Origin of the sequence: Hypericibacter sp. (assembly GCF_050729195.1) — a bacterium.
GTDB lineage: Bacteria > Pseudomonadota > Alphaproteobacteria > Dongiales > Dongiaceae > Hypericibacter.
On record NZ_JBOHKS010000162.1, the window covers coordinates 1 to 18,029 of the forward strand.

Sequence of the window (18,029 nt, forward strand, 5' to 3'; positions counted from 1 at the left end):
CGAGATAGGGCGTGAAGAAGACCGCGACGAGCCACGACGTGATCAGGGCGAAGCCGACGATCCAGAAGATGTTGCCGGCATATTCGCCGGCGGTCGAGCGCGCGAAGCCGACCGGCATCAGCCCGACCACCGTCACCAGCGTTCCGGAGAGCATCGGCGCCGCCGTATGACTCCAGGCATAGGCGGCGGCACGGATACGGTCCATGCCCTCTTCCATCTTCACCACCATCACCTCGATGGCGATGATGGCATCGTCCACGAGAAGACCAAGCGCCAGGATCAGGGCGCCGAGTGTGATGCGGTCGAAGAACCGGCCGGTTTCCAGCATGATGAGGAATACGGCGGCAAGTGTCAGAGGTACGGCAGCCGCCACGACGATGCCAACGCGCCAACCGAGGCTAAGCAGGCTCACCAGTAGCACCACGCCGAGCGCCATCGCGAACTTCATCATGAACTCGTCAACCGCCGAGGTGATGTTGACGGCCTGATCGGTCACCTTGTCGAGCGTCATCCCGAGTGGCAGTGTCTGTGCGATGGCCGCAGCCCTGTCCTTCAGCGCCTTGCCGAGTGCCAGACCATCCCAGCCCTCCTGCATAACAGCCGCGAGCATGATGGTGGGCTCACCCTGGTGCCGGATGATGTAGGTGGGAGGATCCTCGTAGCCGCGGCGGACCTCGGCAATATCGGAAAGCTTCAGCGTCCGCCCGGCAGCGACGATCGGCGTGTCGGCGATCGCCTGGACGCTGTCATAGGCGCCCTCGACCCGGATGAAGACCCGCGGCCCCTGGGTGTCGATCGAGCCTGCCGGTGTGACGGTGTTCTGCCGCTGCAAGGCGGCGACGATATTCTGTGCCGACACGCCGAGAGTTGCCAGTTTGGCATAGGAAAACTCGACGAATATCTGTTCGGGACGTTCACCCAGGATGTTGATCTTCTTGACGCCGGGCACATGTAAAAGGTCCTGGCGAATGATCTCGGCTTGCCTTGCGAGTTCCCGCATCGGCATGCCCTTCGCCTTGAGCGCATAAAGGGCAAAGCTCACATCCGAATATTCGTCGTTGACGAACGGACCGAACACGCCGGACGGCAGGTTGCGGGCTTCATCCCCGAGCTTCTTACGGGCCTGGTAGAACTCCTCCTGCACGACAGGTGGCGGTGTGCTGTCCTTCAGCGTAACCGTCATATACGCGTAACCTGGCCGTGTGGTCGTCTCCACCCGGTCGTACCAGGTCAGTTCCTGAAGCCGCTTCTCCAACGGTTCGGCGACGAGGTCCTGCATCTCGCGCGCCGTTGCGCCCGGCCATACCGTCGTGACCGTCAGGGTCTTGATGGTGAAGGAGGGATCCTCCGCGCGTCCGAGCATGAGGAAGGCATAGGCGCCGGCGGCCGCCAGCAGGAGGATGAAGAACAGGGTGACGGCCCGTTCGCGAACGGCGATCGCGGAAAGATTGAGGCTCATCAATTGCCCCTGCTTTCAGATGCGGTCCTGACGCGAGCGCCCTCCTGTAGGAGTTGAGCGCCGAGCGAAACAACCGAATCACCAGAGCTCAGTCCCGAGATCACGGCAGTCTCGTCGGTCACACGAACAAGCTTGATAGGCCGAAAGTGTACGGTCGAGGTGGCGCTGTCCAAGACCCAAACGCCGGTTTTCCGGCCGTCATCGAGCACGGCACCCAGCGGTACCTGGATTTCCGGCTGAGTCGGCTGGCTTGCAAGCCGAATGGTTACCGTCGCGCCAAGCGGTGCTGTCGCAGCGTCGCCATCGAGCACGTAGCGGGCCTCGTACGTACGGGTCTGGGCGTCTGCGGAGTCCGATAACTGGCGGAGATGTGCCGTATAGCGACGCCCATCGCCCCCGTACACGCTTGCCTCGGCCGCCGAGCCGATCGCCGGCCGGATGGTTTCGGGAAGCGCGACCACCGCTTCGCGGGGGCCGGCCTGGGCAAGCCGAACCACGGTCTGGCCGGCGGAGACGACCTGCCCCGGCTCGCCAAGCGTTTCAACCACAGTTCCATCCGCGTCCGCCACCAGGACGGAATAGGTCGCCTCGTTCTCGGCGACCCGTGCTTCGGCTTCGGCGGCGGCGAGTTGCGCCTTGGCTGTATCCGCTGCGGCCTTCGCCTGCTCATAGCGCTGCCGGGAGACCCATCCATCCTTAAGCAAACTGGCGTATCGCCGTTCATCCGCGTTCAACTGAACGACAGATGCGCGTGCTGCGGCGACGGCGTTGCGCTTCGCCGTGAGCGCAAGGCGAAGATCGGTTTCGTCGATCCGCATCAGCGGTTGGCCGGCTTTGACCTGCTGCCCCACATTCACAAACCGTTCCACGATCTTGCCGGCGACGCGAAAGCCGAGATTGCTCTGTACCCTCGCCCCTATGATGCCCGTGAAGCTGCGTCCGGGTCCGGTCACCCGTACTACCGTCGCCAGTCTGACGATCGGTGCTTCCTGCCTCGGATCGCTAACGGCGGAGGCTTGCTGCGCACGAAGGGAAAGAGTGACGAATGCGGCCGCCCCGAGCATCGCGAGCAGCACGCCCCCCAGCACGATAGCGGGTCTCTTTTTCATGCCCATTGCCTCACAAAAATAGATTGCGCTCGAACTCTATATGTTATATAGATGTTGAACGCAATCTAAATAAGGAGGGTCGACGATGCGAATGAGTCGCATTCAGGCCGAGGAGAACCGGCAAACCGTGATCAATGTTGCAAGCCGCCTTTTTCGGGAGCACGGCTTTGACGGCATCGGCCTCAAGGACCTGATGGAGGGGGCCGGGCTGACCCAGGGCGCCTTTTACAAGCAGTTCGCGTCAAAGGAGGACCTGGCGGCGCAGGCATCCAGGCGGGCGTTGGAGAGTGCCTCCCGCCGGTGGTCGGACGCAGCCGCGGCCAATCCGCAGGACCCGCTTGGCGCGGTGATCGCGTTCTACCTCAGCATGGAACACCGCGAAGAGAGGATGGACGGCTGCCCGGTCGTTGCGCTCGGCTCGGATGCCGCCAGGCAGGGCGTCGACGTGAAAGCGTCATTCGAAGCCGGGATCAAGGCGCATCTCGAAGTCCTCGGCCGTATGGTTGCCGAGATGGACGGCAAGGAGCCCAAGGGCAAGGCCATGGCCATTCTCTCGACGATGGTCGGCGCGATGACGCTATCGCGCGTCGTCAACGACCCCGATCTCGCTCAAGCCTTTCTGGATGTGGCAGCCCAACAGGTTCGCGAAGCCGTCGCCGCTTGAGAGGAACGGCTGATGTCCCCGTCTCCGGCGCGCTGTATCAGCGGAGGTGAAGTAAGCGGCGATCGCGATCGAGTGCCGCACAGGATTAGCCACGGCGTGGGCGGCGCTGGCGGCGTACCGGAATCGATAGGAGAATAGATGCGACGGATTGTTGTTACAGGTTTGGGAGCGATCACCCCCCTTGCCGCAGGTGTCGAAGCGTCCTGGTCGCGTCTCCTAGCCGGTCGCTCGGGCATCCGGAGGCTTCCGGACGATGTGGTAGGAGATAGATAGGCTGGGATCCAGCCCATGAAGGTGTTGCACCAGAGCGATTCTCTTAGGCGTTGAGACATTGCTCGAAGGATACCACGGGAAACGGAAGCCACTCATCGCTGGATCGCCACGACGAGGACCCAGTGCCCAGTTTGACCTCGGTTGGTCCACCGTTTCCTGGAAAAGCTTGAGATACCGCAGCATCCGAGCTGTTGCCGGGAGCGTCGACCGTTCAAGCTGCCCTGGCGACAACCACGCCCTGCGGCGGCGGCACGGGAATGCCCGGATCGCGGCCATCGATGAGATCGGCGATCACGCGCCCCGAGCCGCATGACAGCGTCCAGCCGAGATGCCCATGGCCGGCATTGATCCAGAGACCGCGGATGCGGGTTTCGCCGATGATAGGGGTGCCTGTAGGGCTGACCGGTCGCAGGCCAGCCCACACCTTCGATTTCGAGATATCGAAATAGCGCTTCAGTTCGGGGAAGGTGAAGCTTGCATTGGCGATGATGGCCGCGACCCGCGCAGGGGCCGGGGTCATGTCGTAGCCGGTGATCTCGGCCGAGCCGGAAATGCGGATGCGGTCGCCGATCGGCACAAACCCGAACAATTTGCTGTCGTCGATCAAGGGCATTGTCGGCGCAGCATTCCAAGCGGCGCGCTTGAAAGTGATCGAGACGCCTTTCACCGGATAGATTGGCACGCGGATGCCGTTCTTGGCGAGCATCGGAGCCGTGAAGCTGCCCAGGGCGACCACGACGGTATCGGCCACGATCCGCCCCTTGCTGGTCACGACCGCCTGCACGCGGCCGCTGCGGGTCTCGATCTTCTCGATCGTCTCGCCGAACCGGCACTGCACGCCGCGCGCAGCGCAGGCCGCGGCAAGCCCCTGCGCGAACTTGTTGGAGTCGCCGACCTCGTCGCGAGCGAAGTAGAGTGCGCCGGCGAGCGTTGACTTCGTGTCCTTCAATGCCGGCTCCAGCTCTACGCAGCGGTCCGGGTCGGCCCGTTCGTAGAGCAGTCCATGCTGCGCGAGGTAGTCGGTGGAGCGCTGCGCGCTGTCCAGCGAATCCCGGGACCGATAGATCTTGAGCACGCCGCGCGTGGCGCGGTCGTAGTCGATGCCCGCTTCGGCACCGATTTCCTGCAGGGACTTGAGCGAATGAAGCGCCAGATGAAGGTTGGATTTCGCGTTCTCGCGGAATCTCTCCGGCGTGCAGTTTCGGGCGAACTCGATACCCCAGCGCATGATGTGCGGTATGGCGCGGTAGCGCAGAAGCAGCGGCGCATTCTCCTTGCCGAGCCATTTGATGATCTTCGTCGGCATGCCGGGCTGGGACCAGGGTTCGACCTCGCTGGCGTGGATGATGCCGCCATTGCCCCAGCTGGTTTCCATGGCCGCTTCCGGCTGGCGCTCGATCAGCACCACGTCATGGCCGGATTTGCGGAGATACCAGGCCGTGGCCGTGCCGACCGCGCCGGCACCGAGAACAATCGTGGTCACTGCCCGTTTCCCCTCCCTGCTTCGACTCTTGCGGCCTGTCGGTATCGCCGCCGTCAGGCGTCCTTGGCTTTCCGGTTGGCCTTGCTCTTGCCCGCGATACCTTCCGTCAGCTTGCCGGCTTCATTCCCTGCCTTGGGTCCTCCGGCTGCCGCCCACATGGATTCCCGCTCGCGGTCGATCCGGCCCGCGACGTCGCGCGCGACCTGGCGCAGGATCTCGTCCGACAGCCGCTTCGATTCGCGATAGAGCTCGCTGATGAGCCGCAAATGGCTGGTCATTTCATGGAACGCCCGCATCGGGTCGCGCGCCGCCACCGCCTCGTAGATGGCGGTGTGATCGCGAACCGAGAACCTGTCGGCGTCGGGCATGTGGATCGTCGTCGTGCGCTGGTCGATCAGCCAGCCGACCAGGGCATCGTGAACACCGGAGAACACCGGGTTGCGCGCGATGACCGTGAGCTCGGCATGGAACGCCACGTCGGTCCGTACGAAAAGCGGGGTATTGCCGATGGCGGCGGCGTTGGCGTCGAGCGCCGCCTTGAGGCGCCGGATATCCTCGTCGGTCGCCACCCGGGCCGCCTGCCAGGCGACGCCCGCTTCGAACAGCAGGCGCGCCTGCTCCATATGTTCCTGGCCCTGGCCGGTCGACGTCAGGCGGGCGATCAGGCTGGCGAGCTGACCCGTAAGAAATTTTGCCGAGGGCGCTGTCACGCGGGCGCGCGTGCCGCTGGTGATCTCGACCAGCCCCTGCTGCTGGAGGGTGAAGAGCGCCTGCCTCACCGAGGGGCGGCCGACCCCGAAACGCTCGGCCAGCTCCTTCTCGGACGGCATCTGGGCGCCCTCCTTGAACTCGCCGGTCGAGATGGCGCGCTCGATATGCTCGGCGATCTCGTCCGCCCGTTTTCGTCGGCCCAGAGGCATCGTGGACATGGCTGTCTCCATTGCGGTCACTGCATCAAAATGATGGGTATCACCTATGGCGACAATTCCGCTTTCGCGATGCGGGCGTGACCTCGCAGCAATTCGCGCAAAAAGAACAAACTGTCAATAGGTAATCAACCTATTTATCCTTGACCCCAAACGGCCGATCCAGTTTACTGGGCGCGCGCCATGGGCTTGGCGGCCGGAGGGGATCGGTGCCGGAAGCGGCGGGAAAAACCGCCTGCCGACGCGGCCATCCGGCAGCTCGGGAGGCTGAGCATTGATGCGTCGGTCCGATGTTCCCACCCCTGCGCTTCTTGTCGACATCGATATCCTCGATCGCAATATCGCCTCGATGCGGGATGGCGCCGCCGCTTTGGGGGTCAAGCTGCGGCCCCACACCAAAGCCCATAAATGCGTGGAGATCGCGCAGCGGATCATGGCCGCGGGCGCGATCGGCGTGTCCTGCGCGACCATCGGCGAAGCCGAGGCCGTGGCGCTGGGCGGGATCCGCGGCATTCTCGTCACCGCCCCTCTGGCCTCACCCGATGCGCTCGAGCGCCTGCGGCGGCTCCTGCTGCGCGGTGCGGATATCGCCGTCGTGGCCGATCATCCGGCGTCGGTCGCGCAGCTCTCGGCCGTGGCGGCCGCGGCTGGACGAACCCTGGACGTGGTCGTCGACGTGGATGTCGGCATGGGCCGCACGGGCTGCCTGGAGATCGCGGACGCGGTGGCGCTGGCACGGCAGATTGCCGGAGCACCAAGCTTGACCTATGCGGGGATGCAGGCCTACTGGGGCAATCTCCAGCAGGTCAGCCCGTTCCCCGAGCGCGCACGGCTCATCGCGATCCAGGCCGACCGGGTGCGCGCCGTCAAAGCCGCGCTGACATCGGCCGGCCTTTCGCCTGCCATCGTCACCGGTGGCGGCACCGGCAGCCACCGCATCGACGCCGCGACCGGCCTCTTCACGGAAATCCAGCCCGGCTCCTACCTCTTCATGGATTCCTGCTACGGCGCGATCAGCATTTCCGAGAACGACAATCCTTTCGTTCCTTCGCTGTTCGTGGCGGCGACCGTCGTGTCGGCGAACAAGCCGGGCCGGGTGGTGGTGAATGCCGGCTGGAAGGCCTTCGCGACCGACAGCGGCAAGCCTGTCGCGCTTCGCGGCGGACCGCCCGGCGCCAGCTTCCGTTTCATGGGCGACGAACATGGCGCCCTGGATTTCGAAGGCGGCGGCGGGCCCGGGCTCGGCGCGACCATCGAGTTCCTGACCTCGCATTGCGACCCGACCGTCAATCTCTATGGCGCCTTCCATGTGGTGCGCGGGGACGAGGTCATCGACATCTGGCCGATCAGGGCCCGCTACTAGGGGAATCAAGCGATGAAGAAGTCTTTTCCGATCGATCACGCCGTGCCGATCTCGAAGGCCATGCGGGCCGGCGATTTCGTCTTTACCTCCGCCTTCGGCCCCTGGCTCTTCAACCCTGCCAATCTCACTTATGACGACGCGGGCAACATCATCGACGATGGCACCGGCAACAAGTCGATGAGCCTCGAGGAGCAGATCCATCGCACCTTCGGTTTCATCAAGGAAGCGCTGGCGGTCGCGGACTGCACGCTCGACGATGTGATCAACAGCGAATGCTGGCTGACCGACCCGCGCGATTTCGTCCCCTTCAACGCGATCTACAAGACCTATTTCAAGGCAGATCCTCCGGTGCGGTCGATCTTCCCCATGCGCTTCATGTTCGCCTGCAAGGTCGAGATGAAGGTCGTGGCCTATAAACCGCTGAAAACGTGATGGCGTCGCAAGCCAACCTCTTCCAGGTCGTCACCTTCGCGACCGATCCGCGGCACGGCAATCCCGCCTTCGTGCTGAGCGGCGCGCGCGATGCCGCCGACCATGTCCTGACGACCGCCTGCGCCATCCTGCGCGCCGACGTCGTCGCGGTCGTCGGCGAGGCATCCGGCGGTGATACGCCGCTCCGATTCTTCACGCCGGCGGGCCCGCATGCCGGTGCCGGCCATGCGACATTGGCGGCTGCCCATGTCGTTCTGCGACCCGCCGCCGCCGGCGATGCCCCGCCGCTGCGCTCGGTCAGGTTTCATCTGGCCAATGGCGACAGCCGTGCCGCCCGTATCGAGGGCGATCGCATCAGTGTCGACTTCCCGACCATGCCGGGAAGCCGCGTCGATCGCGTCGAGGAAATGGCGGCAGCCCTGGGCGCGCGTCCCCTGGAGACCTGGGTGGCCCCGTTCGGTTATGTCGCGATCTTCGAGGACCCCGCCATCGTCGCCCGATTGCGGCCGGACCTGGCGCGGGTGTCGGCTTTCGACCGGAACGCCGTGATCGCCACGGCACCGGGCGATGACGCGTCGGATATCGTCATCCGCGTCTTCGCGCCGAAGGTAGGCCTGCCCGAAGATCCGGTCTGCGGCACCGCCCATCGCATCATCGTTCCTTATTGGGCCGAGCGGCGGGGCAAGAAGCGGATTCACAGCCGCCATCTGTCTCCCCGCGGCGGCGACCTGTGGTGCGAGGACAAAGGCGACATCGTCGCGATCGCCGGGGAAAGCAGCCTCGTCATCGACGGGACCATCAGGCTGCCGGACGAATGAGCTCCCGTTACCGCCAGCCCACCGAAACGGGGCCGCTCGTCGCGCTCGAGCAGGGTCCCTATGCCTTGACGGTTGCGCCGGGTTTCGGGGCGCGCATGGTCTCGTTCCGCCATGCCGGCCGCGACGTGCTGCGGCCGACGCCGGACGCGGTCCTGGCGCGGCCGACCAACTATGGCTTTGCGGGCTTTCCGCTGATGCCCTATTCCGGGCCCATGTTCGGACCGGGATTCACCTTCGGCGGCGTCAGCTATCCGCTGGCCCGGAATGTTCCCGAGGAGCCGACGGCCACCCATGGCGAGTCATGGATCGCGCCGTTCCGGATTCTCGACCGGAGCGGTGCCACGCTCGAGCTGGAGATGACGCATGAGCCGACGCCCGGGACCTTTCCCTTCCGGTTTCGCGGGCTCGTCCGCTACTCGCTGTCGGCGGAGGGCCTCTCCATTCTCCTGCGGATCACCTCGCGCGATCACCGGCCGATGCCGGCGGGGCTTGGCATCCATCCCTATTTCCCGAAATATCCCGGCACTCGTCTGCGTTTCGCTTCCGTGGGCGTCTGGCCGCCCGATGCACCCGAGGCGGTCGGGCTCGGATGTCAGCCTCTGATCGAGGGCCTCGATTTCGGGAATGGTCCGGACGTGTCGGAGATGGTCGTCGATCGTCTCTATGAGGGCTGGGACGGGACGGCGGAGGTCATCGCTCCTGACGGATTCCGCACGGTGATCGAGGCCGACGGCGTGCTCGACAAGATGCAGATCTACAGTGCCTGGGACTATCCCTATGTCTGCGTCGAGCCCGTGAGCAACGCCAATGACGGCTTCAACCGCATGACGGCCGGGGTTCCCAGCCACGGCGTCCGGGTGCTCGAGCCCAATCGCTCGATCGAGGGTACGGTGCGGATCTTCGTCGCCGACGCGCGATGAAGGATCAGAGCTCGGCGTTGACGATGAAGCCGGCATCCACCAGCAGTGCTGCCGAGGTGACGTAGCTGGCATCGTCCGACAGCAGGAAAGCGATGCTGGCGGCAAGCTCGGAAGGCTTGCCGATGCGCCCGAGCGCGATGCGCTCCTGATAATATTTCAGCGCCGGCGGGTCGTCGAGCAGACCGGCGCTCATGTTGGTCTGGACAGCACCGGGCTCCACCACATTGACGCGGATGCCATGCTTGCCGAGCACCGCACCCAGCGCCTTGCCCAGCATGCTGATCGCGCCCTTGGTGCCGCAATAGGCGACCTGGGTCGGCGCGCCGACATGGGCCGAGATGGAGCTGATCATGACGATGGCGCCGCCATGGCCCTCGGCGATCATCTGGCGCGCGCCCTCGGTGCAGACCACCCAGGCGCCGCGAACATTGGTCTCGAACAGATTGTCGAAGGCCTCGTCCGAGGTCTGGTCCCAGGGCATGAAGGGATTGATCGCGGCATTGGAGACGACATAGTCGAGACGCCGCCCTCGCTTCGCCACCTCGGCCACCATGGCCCGAACCTGCTTCGGGTCGCGCATGTCCGCGGCGACCGCGAAGGCCTCGCCGCCCGCGGCCTTGATGAGACCGAGGGTTTCATCGGCATCGAGATCCGGCTTTCGATTGACAGCGACCAGCGCGCCGTCGGCGGCGAGCCGAACCGCCGTCGCCTGGCCGATGCCCGTCGTGGCGCCCGTGACGAGCGCGACCTTGCCAGCAAACCGGCGCTCCATATGCGTCTCCTATTTCCGCGATGATCAGAACAGGGCGATCGGGTTCCACGGGCAACCCGTGGCGCCCGGCAAGCGGAGCGGCAATCCGATCACCATGAATTCCCAGCGCTTCTCTTCCTCGCAGGCCTGGTGGAGTTCCTCCAGCTGCAGGCTGTCGGAGACCAGCATGCCCATCGAGGTCAGCTGCAGCGCGTGGATCGGATAGGGCATGTCCTCGACATTGCTCGGCACGGTCTCGCCGTCGCCGTCGGGCAGGAAGGCCGCGATCTTCCGCTCGTGCATCCAGGGCACGGTATCCACATGCAGTCCTGCCTTGCCCTGACCGGCCGGCGGATAGTCGTTGCTCCAGGGACCGAGTGCAAGGCGCCGCTTATGATGGCCGGTGCGGAAGACGAGGATGTCGCCCTCACCCAGCCGCACGCCCTGCGCCTTCTCGATCGCCTCCAGTTCGGCGCGCGTCACCGCCTCGCCGGGCTCGAGCCAATCGACCTTGCGATGGCGCGCGGCGTCGAGCAGCACGCCGCGGCCGACGATGCCGTGGTAATAGGCGGCGATGCTGCCCCAATCCGAACCGCGCGAGGTCAGCAGCTCGGCCGGCTTGCCGTTATAGAGCTTGCCCTTGTAGGCGACGTGGTTGAGCGCGTCGACATGGGTGTGGCAATCGCCGTGACTCGCCATGGCGAGATAGCACATGCCGAAGGAAAGCCCGCTCTTGCTGATGGGGATGTCGTGCATCAGCGACATCAGATGCACGGCGGGGTTCGGATTGTCGGGGCCGGCCTGCTTGTTGATCGGGATCGCCATCGAGACCGAGCGGCCCTTGCGCACCAGCGCCGCGGCGGCGGCGATCTTCGCCGGCGTGATGTAGTTCAGGGTGCCGAGCTCGTCGTCCTCGCCCCACTTGCCCCAGTTCTTGATGCTCTCGAACATCTTGTCGAAAGCCGCAAGGGAGACGGGGGCGGCGGGGGTCAACTGTCGCGTCATCGCTAATCTCCATTGAAACGGCAACGGCGCGGGGCTCTCACCCCGCGCCTTCGATCCCGCATCGACCGGTCAATCGTAAGTATGTACCTCGAAGGATCGCACGCCGTGGTCGGCGTTGGTTGTGCCGACACCGAAGTTGAAGCCGATCCCGGGGGCACCCGACTTGATGTTGTCATCCACCACCGAGATCATCTCCGCGCCATTGAGATAACCGGTGATGACGTTGCCGACGATCGACGCTTCGATGATGTCGCCGTCCTTCACGCCGTATTTCTTGCCGATCAGTTTCTTCAATGAGGTCCAGCCGCCGACAGGACCGTTCCAGCGAACGATCTCGGCATACCCTTCGTCGGTATCGAGCACACGGAAGAACACCTCGTATCCGTTGCAGGATTTCGGCTTCATATTGTGGCGGAGCCGGATCTGCACCTCTTGGAACACCTTGTTGGTCTGGTTCCGGCTGAAGACCTTCACCTTCCCGTACTGATTCGCGCCCCATTGTCCTGTCAGGACTGCGGTCGGGTCGTCATAGTCGCCGACCGGCGCGCCGCCCTCAACCGCACCCGCGCCGAGACTTGCCTGCTCGGCGCGGCGTTCCGCCACCTGGTTGCGCGAGACTTCACCGAAGGCGACGCCGTCTTTCACCAGGACGTCACACCAGTCGATGCCGTCCTTGCGTCCGTTGAGCCACAGCCCGCCTTCGGAGAGCGGTGTCTCGTTCTTCTTGAACTCGGTCTTGTAGGAACGGACCGGCGTCTTCTTCGGCAACTCCATCGCGTTTTCCCCTGTCGCTGTTGCTGTCGTTGTCTTCAGAGCGGGTGGTGGTGCGCGGTGTCTTCGCGCTCACCGATGACTTCGGCAGTCTTCGTCAGCCAGGCTTCATCGCCGGTCACTTTCTTCCAGACGATGATGGCAATACCCAAGCCCAGCCAGATCGCCGCAACCAGCGGAGTCCAGTTGTTGGGCGGCGCCGGCAGCGGCACGAAGGCGGCGTAGATCGAATAGATGAGAACGAGGCTGGTCCCGACCGGGAAGAGGAAGTGCTTGATCCAGTTGAACTCGCTGCGCGCCTTGGTCCAGAAGTAGACCACGAGGCCGACGTTGGCCGCGACGTAGACGAAGATCACGCCCAGCACCAGCACGAAGGCGATCAGGAAGATGAAGAAGGGCCATGGGCCGCCCAGCAGCACCGGCCCGCCAAAGCCGAGCACGACCGACAGAATGAGCTGCGCGGTCACGGCGGTGGTCGGAGTCTTGCGTGTCGAGTGGACTTTGCCGAAGGCACGCGGCAGCACGCCGACGCGGCCCATGCTGTACCACATGCGGGTCGCGACGTTCTGGCAGGCGAGGCTGGCGCCCAGAACCGATGTGATCATGGCGAGCAGAGTCAGCCACCACATATCGCCCCAGACCCGGTGCGCGATCACCAGGCCCGGGACTTCCGCCGAGGTTTTCAGGTTCGGCAGGTCATCAACGCCCCAGCCGACGACCTGGCCCCACTGCGCGATCACCAGCATGACGCCGATGATCAGAATCGAAGCCATGATCGAACGCGGCACGTTGCGCCGGGGATTCTCGGTTTCCTCGGCCAGCGGCACCGCAGCCTCCCATCCGGTCAATCCCTGCACCGTGAGAACCACCACGATGAAGAATCCGGAGGTTGTCGCGAGGCCGCCGGGATTGAACGATGTGGTAAAGGTCGCAAAGGTGAAGCCGCCCGGGCCCGGATCGGCGAGGCCGGTGAGGCCGAGCGCCAGCACAATCAGGAATTCCGCGAGACCGACGACCACGATCCATTTGATCGAGAACGAGATACCGGTGTAGCCGGCCCAGGCCACCAACGGAATGCCGATGACCACCGCATACCACCAATGGAAGGTGATGCCGTAATTCGCAGCGAGTTCGTCCTGCAGGATCTGCCCCAGCACGGCGAGCGACGGGCCTGCCACCACGGGCGAATAGAGCACAAACACCCAGCCGGTGAGGAAGCCCATCGATGGCCCCAGCGTGCGGCTGACATAGGTGAAGTACCCGCCTGCCGACGGGAATGTCCTGGCGAGCTCCATCAGGCAGACGCCGAGCGGGATCACGATGATGAGGCCGATGAGATAAGCGAGCGGCGCCTGTCCGCCGGCAAAACTAACCAGCGTCTGGGTGAAGAAGAACGCGGCAATCGCGGGTGCGATGTGCGTGATGTTCTGCATGACCGCGCCGGCGAGCCCGACGGCACCCGGCTTCAGGTCGGTGACTGCGACGTAATCCTTGCCCTTCGCCTCGACGAAACCGGTCGAGCCGCGGTTTGCGTTGTTGGTTGCCATAGTTTTCATCCCCCTTGTCGTTTGCGTCACAGCGCAGACGAATGCATCCTCGGACATAGCGAGCCGCTATGCCGTTTACCCCAGTCGATGCGGGCCGATTTCAACGGTCATCGGTCTTTTCCGCCTCTCAAGCACCTTAGGATCGTGGTCAAGCACCTCCGGCCGAAAGCCGGCGCGGGGCGTCCTCGAAGGAGCGGAGACTGCAGATCAATCCCCGTTCCAGTCTCATCAGGTTGATACCTTCGACCAGCCAGTGATCGTTGGCTGTATCGGTGAGCACCGCACGGTACTCGACGCAATGCGCGCCTTGGCCTGCGAAGCCTGCCTTCACATCGACTTTGAGCCCCGGAAAACTGTCGAAGCTTTTCTGATAGAGAGCCGCGACCGCCTCATGACCGCGGTACGCCCCATCGGGCGTGATCACCTCGGCGTCGCGCGTGAAGTGCGTCATGAGCTTGTCGAGATCTCGCGCGCACTCGTCATCCCAGTAGGCGGTGATTCGTGCCATCGCCGCGGCGAGGCTTCCCTGGGCCTCCGCGCCGGATGGTGTCGTCGAGAGCTCGAGGTCGGCGGGCAGGTGTTGCTTGCTCATGGGGACTGAGCTCCGGCGAGCGCGGGCGGCATCGGAATGCGCCGCCCTGTTGTCAAAGCAGTGAGCTCCTCGAGCCCGGCGCCGCGGCGCGAGCGGGCATCGGCGCGACCATGCGATCGGGGATATCGATCTCGACGAGACGCTCAGCTTTGGGACCATCGGACCGACACATCAATGCCCAGCCTCCCGAGGCGCCAGATGGCCGCTTGGACGAGGGCTTTCACAGCCCCTTCCGGCATCGATGCCGGTCGCCAAGCCCATGCGCACGATCCCAGTTAACTGGATCGACAGTTCAGGGTCAAGGTTAAATAGGTTGTTGACCTATGGACAGTTTGATCTCCTTGCCCCGAGCGGCCGCGATGCCTCCGCGGGCATTGCGAGGTCGCGATTGCCGCCGCGGGGGATGCTAGGCTGCCGTTTTCCACTTTTAGAACGGATTCACGTGGCCGCGAAGCGCCGCTTCCAGCTGGTCCTGATCAAGCCGTCGCATTACGACGACGATGGCTATGTCATCCGCTGGTGGCGGGCGATGATCCCGTCCAATTCGCTCGCCGCCATGTACGGTATCGCCGCCGACTGTGCCCAGCGGCGGGTGCTCGGACCCGATGTCGAGATCGACATCGCGGTCATCGACGAGACCAACAGCCGTATCGATGTGTCGGCGCTTCTCACCGGCCTTCGGCGCCGCGACGGTTTCGGCTTAGTCGCGCTGGTCGGCGTTCAGTCGAACCAGTATCCGCGCGCCCTCGACATCGCGCGGCCCTTCCGGGAGGCGGGGATCCCCGTGGCCATGGGCGGGTTCCATGTCTCGGGCTGTCTCTCGATGCTGGACGGGAAGGCGGTCGGGCTCGAGGCCTGCCGCGAGATGGGGATCGCCATGTTCGCCGGCGAGGCCGAAGGCCGGCTCGACCGGGTGCTGCAGGATGCCGCCGCGGGCCGGCTGGTGCCGCTCTACGATTTCATGAAGGACCTGCCGGCGATGGAGGGAACGCCGGTGCCCTTCATGCCGAAGCAGTATGTGCAACGCACGCTCGGCCTCAGCACCAGCTTCGATGCCGGCCGCGGCTGCCCCTATCAATGCTCCTTCTGCACCATCATCAATGTGCAGGGCCGCAAGTCGCGATTCCGCTCGGCCGACGATGTCGAGACGCTGGTGCGCCTCAACTGGGCGCAAGGCATCCACAAGTTCTTCATCACCGACGACAATTTCGCGCGCAACCGGGAGTGGGAGGCGATCTTCGATCGCCTGATCGAGTTGCGCGAGAAGGGCGGCATTCCCCTCGGCCTGATGATCCAGGTCGATACGCTCTGCCACAAGATCCCGAACTTCATCGTGAAGGCAAAGCGGGCGGGCGTCACCCGCGTCTTCATCGGGCTCGAGAACGTCAATCCCGACAACCTCGCGGCTGCCAAGAAGCGCCAGAACAAGATCACCGAGTATCGCCGGATGCTGCTGGCCTGGAAGGCGCAGGGCATCATCACGCTGGCGGGCTACATCCTCGGCTTTCCGGCGGACACGCCGGCGACGATCCGGCGCGATATCGCGATCATCCAGGAAGAGCTCCCGCTCGACATCATCGAGTTCTTCTGCCTGACGCCGCTGCCGGGCTCGGAGGATCATCAGACCCTCTGGAAGAACAATGTCGCGATGGATCCCGATCTCAACAATTACGACGTGGAGCATGTCTGCACCGCTCATCCCAACATGAGCCGGGAGGCATGGGAGGGCATCTATCGCGAGGCCTGGTCGCTCTATTACACGCCAAAGCATATGGAGACATTGCTGCGCCGCGCGGCCGCGACGGGCGTGCCGATCGGCAGCCTCATCAAGCTGCTGGTCAATTTTTCGACCACGGTCCGGCTCGAGAAGCTGCACCCGCTCCAGGGCGGGATCCTGCGGCTCAAGCGGCCATCCGAACGCCGCCCCGGGCTGCCGCGCGAAGGTGCCTGGCGATTCTGGCCCCGCTTCATTCTGGACACGCTGCACAAGCACGGGGTCATCATCGGCATGATCGCGCGGCTGCTGTTGCTGAGGCGCGCCATCCTCCGCGATCCCGCCTCAGCCTCCTACACGGATCGCGCCTTGATGCCGGTGGGCGAGGACGATGACGAGACGCTCGACCTCCTGACCCAGACCACGGGCGGGCGGGCCGCGGTCGCGCATGCCAGGAAGATCGCCGAGCTCACGACGATCGGACGCACGGGCTGAACGGCGAGTGCCGTGCCTGCCCTGTTCCGACTTTTCGCTGCGGTGATGTCGCCGATGTGATGGCTATGAGGGAGCTTTCGACAATGACCGATCCACGCGAGGCGGCTCGGAAGGAAATCGCGTCGGCGGCCGGCTGGAGCGCCGCCGACGAGCTCATGCTGGATCGAGCGGCAAAGCACGCCGTGGCGTTTCGGCGGTCTCTCGGCACGAGGCCACAGCGACCGCAGAAAAGTTTCGGCGACATGCGCCAGGTCTTTGCCGGGCCGCTGCCCGCACAGGGCAGGGACGGCGTCGAGCTTGTCGAGGAACTGGTCGCCCGGACCGAGCCGGGGTTGAGTGCCATGGCCGGGCCTCGATTCTTCGGATGGGTCATCGGCGCGTCGCATCCTGCCGGTGTCGCCGCCGATTGGCTCACCAGCGCCTGGGGGCAGAACGCGGCAGGCCATACGTCCACGCCGGCCGCCGCGGCCTGCGAAGAAATCGCGGCGCGATGGCTGCTGGAGCTTCTCGAGCTTCCCCCGGAATGTTCGGTCGGTTTCGTCACGGGCGCCACGATGGCGAATCTGACCTGCCTCGCGGCCGCGCGCGGAGAGATGCTGCGACGGGCGGGCTGGAACGCCGATGCCGACGGCCTGTTCGGCGCGCCGCCGATCCAGGTCATCCTCGGCGAGGAAGCCCACGCCTCCGTCTTCTCGGCGCTGCAGCTCCTGGGATTGGGACATAGCCGCCTAACTCGTGTGCCGGTCGACGACCAGGGCCGCATGGAAATCGGGGCTTTCGAGGCGGCGATGGCACGAGCCGAGGGGCCTGTCATCGCGATCGCGCAAGCCGGCCATGTCAATAGCGGCGCCTTCGATCCGATCGGGGAGATCGCGGCCATCGGTCACCGCCGGAAGGCCTGGGTGCATGTCGATGGCGCCTTCGGCCTCTGGGCCCGGGCCTGTCCCGGGACGGCGTCTCTCGCGCAGGGACTGGACGCTGCCGATTCATGGGCAACCGACGGCCATAAATGGCTGCAGCTCCCTTACGATTGCGGGTTCGCCATCGTGCGCGATGCCGAAGCGCATCGCCGCGCCATGACGATCACCGCCAGCTATCTGCCGGCCCTGTCGGCGGGAGACCGCATCCCCGCCGATTATGTGCCGGAGCTCTCACGCCGGGCGCGCGGCTTTCCCGTCTGGGCGATGATTCAGGCGCTCGGGCGGGAGGGTATTGCGCAGATGGTGGCGCGGCATTGCCGGATAGCGCGGCGGATGGCGGATGCGCTCGCCGAAGAAGCCGGTATCGCTGTGCTCAATCGGGTCGAGCTGAACCAGGTCGTGGTCAGATTCGGCGGCGACGGGTCTTCAGGCGATAGCCTGACTCGCAAAGTGATCGAGCGGGTTCAGGCGGAAGGCACCTGTTTTGCAGAGGGCGCCCAGTGGAAAGGCCGCTGGATCATGCGCCTCTCCGTCAGCTCCTGGTACACCACCGAGGCCGATGCCGACCGCGCTGTCGCCGCGATCGTCGGCGCCTGGCGCGCGATCCGGGCCGGCGAGGTCTGACGCCGTTCCCTGCCTTGAGGTCTCAATGGTGGTAGTGGTGATAGCCGTTACCGCCACCGCCGCCGCCAAAGAAGAAGGTGAAACGCGGTCCCCAATAAGGCGCCGGGTAATAGCGGGGGTAATAGGGCCGCGGGTAGTAATAGGCGTAGGGCGGGTAGTAGGG

The 18,029-nt window shown here is 64.8% G+C and carries 17 protein-coding genes; 8 read left to right on the forward strand and 9 right to left on the reverse strand.

The window, feature by feature from the left end:
- Both ACREE8_RS12500 and ACREE8_RS12505 read right to left on the reverse strand, forming a co-directional pair.
- Nucleotides 1-1,459: efflux RND transporter permease subunit (locus ACREE8_RS12500; RefSeq protein ID WP_431573333.1), on the reverse strand; the 1,459-nt coding region annotated here is incomplete at its 3' end.
- On the reverse strand, nt 1,459-2,568 hold the full coding sequence (locus ACREE8_RS12505) for an efflux RND transporter periplasmic adaptor subunit (RefSeq protein ID WP_431573334.1): 1,110 nt from the start codon (nt 2,566-2,568) through the stop codon (nt 1,459-1,461). The genes ACREE8_RS12505 and ACREE8_RS12500, both read right to left, overlap by 1 nt.
- A gap of 91 nt (nt 2,569-2,659) precedes the next feature.
- Between ACREE8_RS12505 and ACREE8_RS12510 the strand changes: the two genes are divergently transcribed.
- Both ACREE8_RS12510 and ACREE8_RS12515 read left to right on the forward strand, forming a co-directional pair.
- The gene (locus ACREE8_RS12510) at nt 2,660-3,232 is read left to right on the forward strand and encodes a TetR/AcrR family transcriptional regulator (protein WP_431573335.1); all 573 of its coding nucleotides are present in this window, start codon (nt 2,660-2,662) and stop codon (nt 3,230-3,232) included.
- Nucleotides 3,233-3,370: 138 nt separating this feature from the next.
- Nucleotides 3,371-3,505, forward strand: a complete 135-nt coding sequence (locus tag ACREE8_RS12515) for a beta-ketoacyl synthase N-terminal-like domain-containing protein (RefSeq protein ID WP_431573336.1) — start codon at nt 3,371-3,373, stop codon at nt 3,503-3,505.
- Between the two features lie 211 nt (nt 3,506-3,716).
- Here the strand turns inward: ACREE8_RS12515 and ACREE8_RS12520 are convergent, their stop codons facing one another.
- Together ACREE8_RS12520 and ACREE8_RS12525 are read right to left on the reverse strand one after the other, a co-directional pair.
- Nucleotides 3,717-4,988, reverse strand: coding sequence for a D-amino acid dehydrogenase (locus ACREE8_RS12520; RefSeq protein WP_431573337.1), 1,272 nt, complete (start codon nt 4,986-4,988; stop codon nt 3,717-3,719).
- 53 nt (nt 4,989-5,041) lie between these two features.
- Nucleotides 5,042-5,917: an FCD domain-containing protein gene (locus tag ACREE8_RS12525; RefSeq protein ID WP_431573338.1), complete on the reverse strand. Its 876-nt coding sequence runs from the start codon at nt 5,915-5,917 to the stop codon at nt 5,042-5,044.
- Between the two features lie 274 nt (nt 5,918-6,191).
- On the opposite strand from ACREE8_RS12525, the gene ACREE8_RS12530 reads away from it, so the two are divergent.
- From ACREE8_RS12530 to ACREE8_RS12545, 4 genes are read left to right on the forward strand one after another with little or no spacing between them, the layout of a single operon-like run.
- Nucleotides 6,192-7,277, forward strand: coding sequence for a DSD1 family PLP-dependent enzyme (locus tag ACREE8_RS12530; protein ID WP_431573339.1), 1,086 nt, complete (start codon nt 6,192-6,194; stop codon nt 7,275-7,277).
- A 12-nt stretch (nt 7,278-7,289) separates the two neighbouring features.
- On the forward strand, nt 7,290-7,709 hold the full coding sequence (locus ACREE8_RS12535) for a RidA family protein (protein WP_431573340.1): 420 nt from the start codon (nt 7,290-7,292) through the stop codon (nt 7,707-7,709).
- Nucleotides 7,709-8,527, forward strand: coding sequence for a PhzF family phenazine biosynthesis protein (locus ACREE8_RS12540; protein WP_431573341.1), 819 nt, complete (start codon nt 7,709-7,711; stop codon nt 8,525-8,527). Before ACREE8_RS12535 ends, ACREE8_RS12540 begins: the two co-directional genes overlap by 1 nt.
- A complete protein-coding gene (locus ACREE8_RS12545) occupies nt 8,524-9,447 on the forward strand; it encodes a hypothetical protein (protein WP_431573342.1) in 924 nt (307 codons plus the stop codon). The genes ACREE8_RS12540 and ACREE8_RS12545 overlap by 4 nt, the downstream gene beginning before the upstream one ends.
- A gap of 4 nt (nt 9,448-9,451) precedes the next feature.
- Here ACREE8_RS12545 and ACREE8_RS12550 read toward each other — a convergent pair whose 3' ends face one another.
- From ACREE8_RS12550 to ACREE8_RS12570, 5 genes are all read right to left on the reverse strand, one after another.
- Nucleotides 9,452-10,219, reverse strand: a complete 768-nt coding sequence (locus ACREE8_RS12550; protein ID WP_431573343.1) for an SDR family NAD(P)-dependent oxidoreductase — start codon at nt 10,217-10,219, stop codon at nt 9,452-9,454.
- Between the two features lie 24 nt (nt 10,220-10,243).
- Nucleotides 10,244-11,203 (reverse strand): cyclase family protein, encoded by a 960-nt coding sequence (locus tag ACREE8_RS12555; protein ID WP_431573344.1) that lies wholly within the window; start codon nt 11,201-11,203, stop codon nt 10,244-10,246.
- A 69-nt stretch (nt 11,204-11,272) separates the two neighbouring features.
- On the reverse strand, nt 11,273-11,977 hold the full coding sequence (locus tag ACREE8_RS12560) for a hypothetical protein (protein ID WP_431573345.1): 705 nt from the start codon (nt 11,975-11,977) through the stop codon (nt 11,273-11,275).
- 35 nt (nt 11,978-12,012) lie between these two features.
- Complete coding sequence (locus tag ACREE8_RS12565) at nt 12,013-13,521, reverse strand: APC family permease (protein WP_431573346.1); 1,509 nt, start codon at nt 13,519-13,521, stop codon at nt 12,013-12,015.
- Between the two features lie 148 nt (nt 13,522-13,669).
- Entirely contained in the window at nt 13,670-14,113 is a 444-nt protein-coding gene (locus ACREE8_RS12570) for a nuclear transport factor 2 family protein (protein WP_431573347.1), read from the reverse strand.
- Between the two features lie 442 nt (nt 14,114-14,555).
- Between ACREE8_RS12570 and ACREE8_RS12575 the strand changes: the two genes are divergently transcribed.
- Entirely contained in the window at nt 14,556-16,322 is a 1,767-nt protein-coding gene (locus ACREE8_RS12575; protein WP_431573348.1) for a B12-binding domain-containing radical SAM protein, read from the forward strand.
- A gap of 83 nt (nt 16,323-16,405) precedes the next feature.
- On the forward strand, nt 16,406-17,866 hold the full coding sequence (locus tag ACREE8_RS12580) for a pyridoxal phosphate-dependent decarboxylase family protein (protein ID WP_431573349.1): 1,461 nt from the start codon (nt 16,406-16,408) through the stop codon (nt 17,864-17,866).
- The last annotated feature ends 163 nt before the right edge of the window (nt 17,867-18,029 follow it).

Excerpts from the sequence above, each read along its gene's own strand:
- ACREE8_RS12525 (WP_431573338.1), bottom strand. The coding sequence starts at position 5,917 with ATGTCCACGATGCCTCTGGGCCGACGAAAACGGGCGGACGAGATCGCC.
- ACREE8_RS12555 (WP_431573344.1), bottom strand. The coding sequence starts at position 11,203 with ATGACGCGACAGTTGACCCCCGCCGCCCCCGTCTCCCTTGCGGCTTTC.
- ACREE8_RS12545 (WP_431573342.1), top strand. The coding sequence starts at position 8,524 with ATGAGCTCCCGTTACCGCCAGCCCACCGAAACGGGGCCGCTCGTCGCG.
- ACREE8_RS12505 (WP_431573334.1), bottom strand. The coding sequence starts at position 2,568 with ATGAAAAAGAGACCCGCTATCGTGCTGGGGGGCGTGCTGCTCGCGATG.
- ACREE8_RS12535 (WP_431573340.1), top strand. The coding sequence starts at position 7,290 with ATGAAGAAGTCTTTTCCGATCGATCACGCCGTGCCGATCTCGAAGGCC.
- ACREE8_RS12550 (WP_431573343.1), bottom strand. The coding sequence starts at position 10,219 with ATGGAGCGCCGGTTTGCTGGCAAGGTCGCGCTCGTCACGGGCGCCACG.
- ACREE8_RS12565 (WP_431573346.1), bottom strand. The coding sequence starts at position 13,521 with ATGGCAACCAACAACGCAAACCGCGGCTCGACCGGTTTCGTCGAGGCG.
- ACREE8_RS12560 (WP_431573345.1), bottom strand. The coding sequence starts at position 11,977 with ATGGAGTTGCCGAAGAAGACGCCGGTCCGTTCCTACAAGACCGAGTTC.
- ACREE8_RS12510 (WP_431573335.1), top strand. The coding sequence starts at position 2,660 with ATGAGTCGCATTCAGGCCGAGGAGAACCGGCAAACCGTGATCAATGTT.
- ACREE8_RS12540 (WP_431573341.1), top strand. The coding sequence starts at position 7,709 with ATGGCGTCGCAAGCCAACCTCTTCCAGGTCGTCACCTTCGCGACCGAT.
- ACREE8_RS12515 (WP_431573336.1), top strand. The coding sequence starts at position 3,371 with ATGCGACGGATTGTTGTTACAGGTTTGGGAGCGATCACCCCCCTTGCC.
- ACREE8_RS12570 (WP_431573347.1), bottom strand. The coding sequence starts at position 14,113 with ATGAGCAAGCAACACCTGCCCGCCGACCTCGAGCTCTCGACGACACCA.
- ACREE8_RS12530 (WP_431573339.1), top strand. The coding sequence starts at position 6,192 with ATGCGTCGGTCCGATGTTCCCACCCCTGCGCTTCTTGTCGACATCGAT.
- ACREE8_RS12580 (WP_431573349.1), top strand. The coding sequence starts at position 16,406 with ATGACCGATCCACGCGAGGCGGCTCGGAAGGAAATCGCGTCGGCGGCC.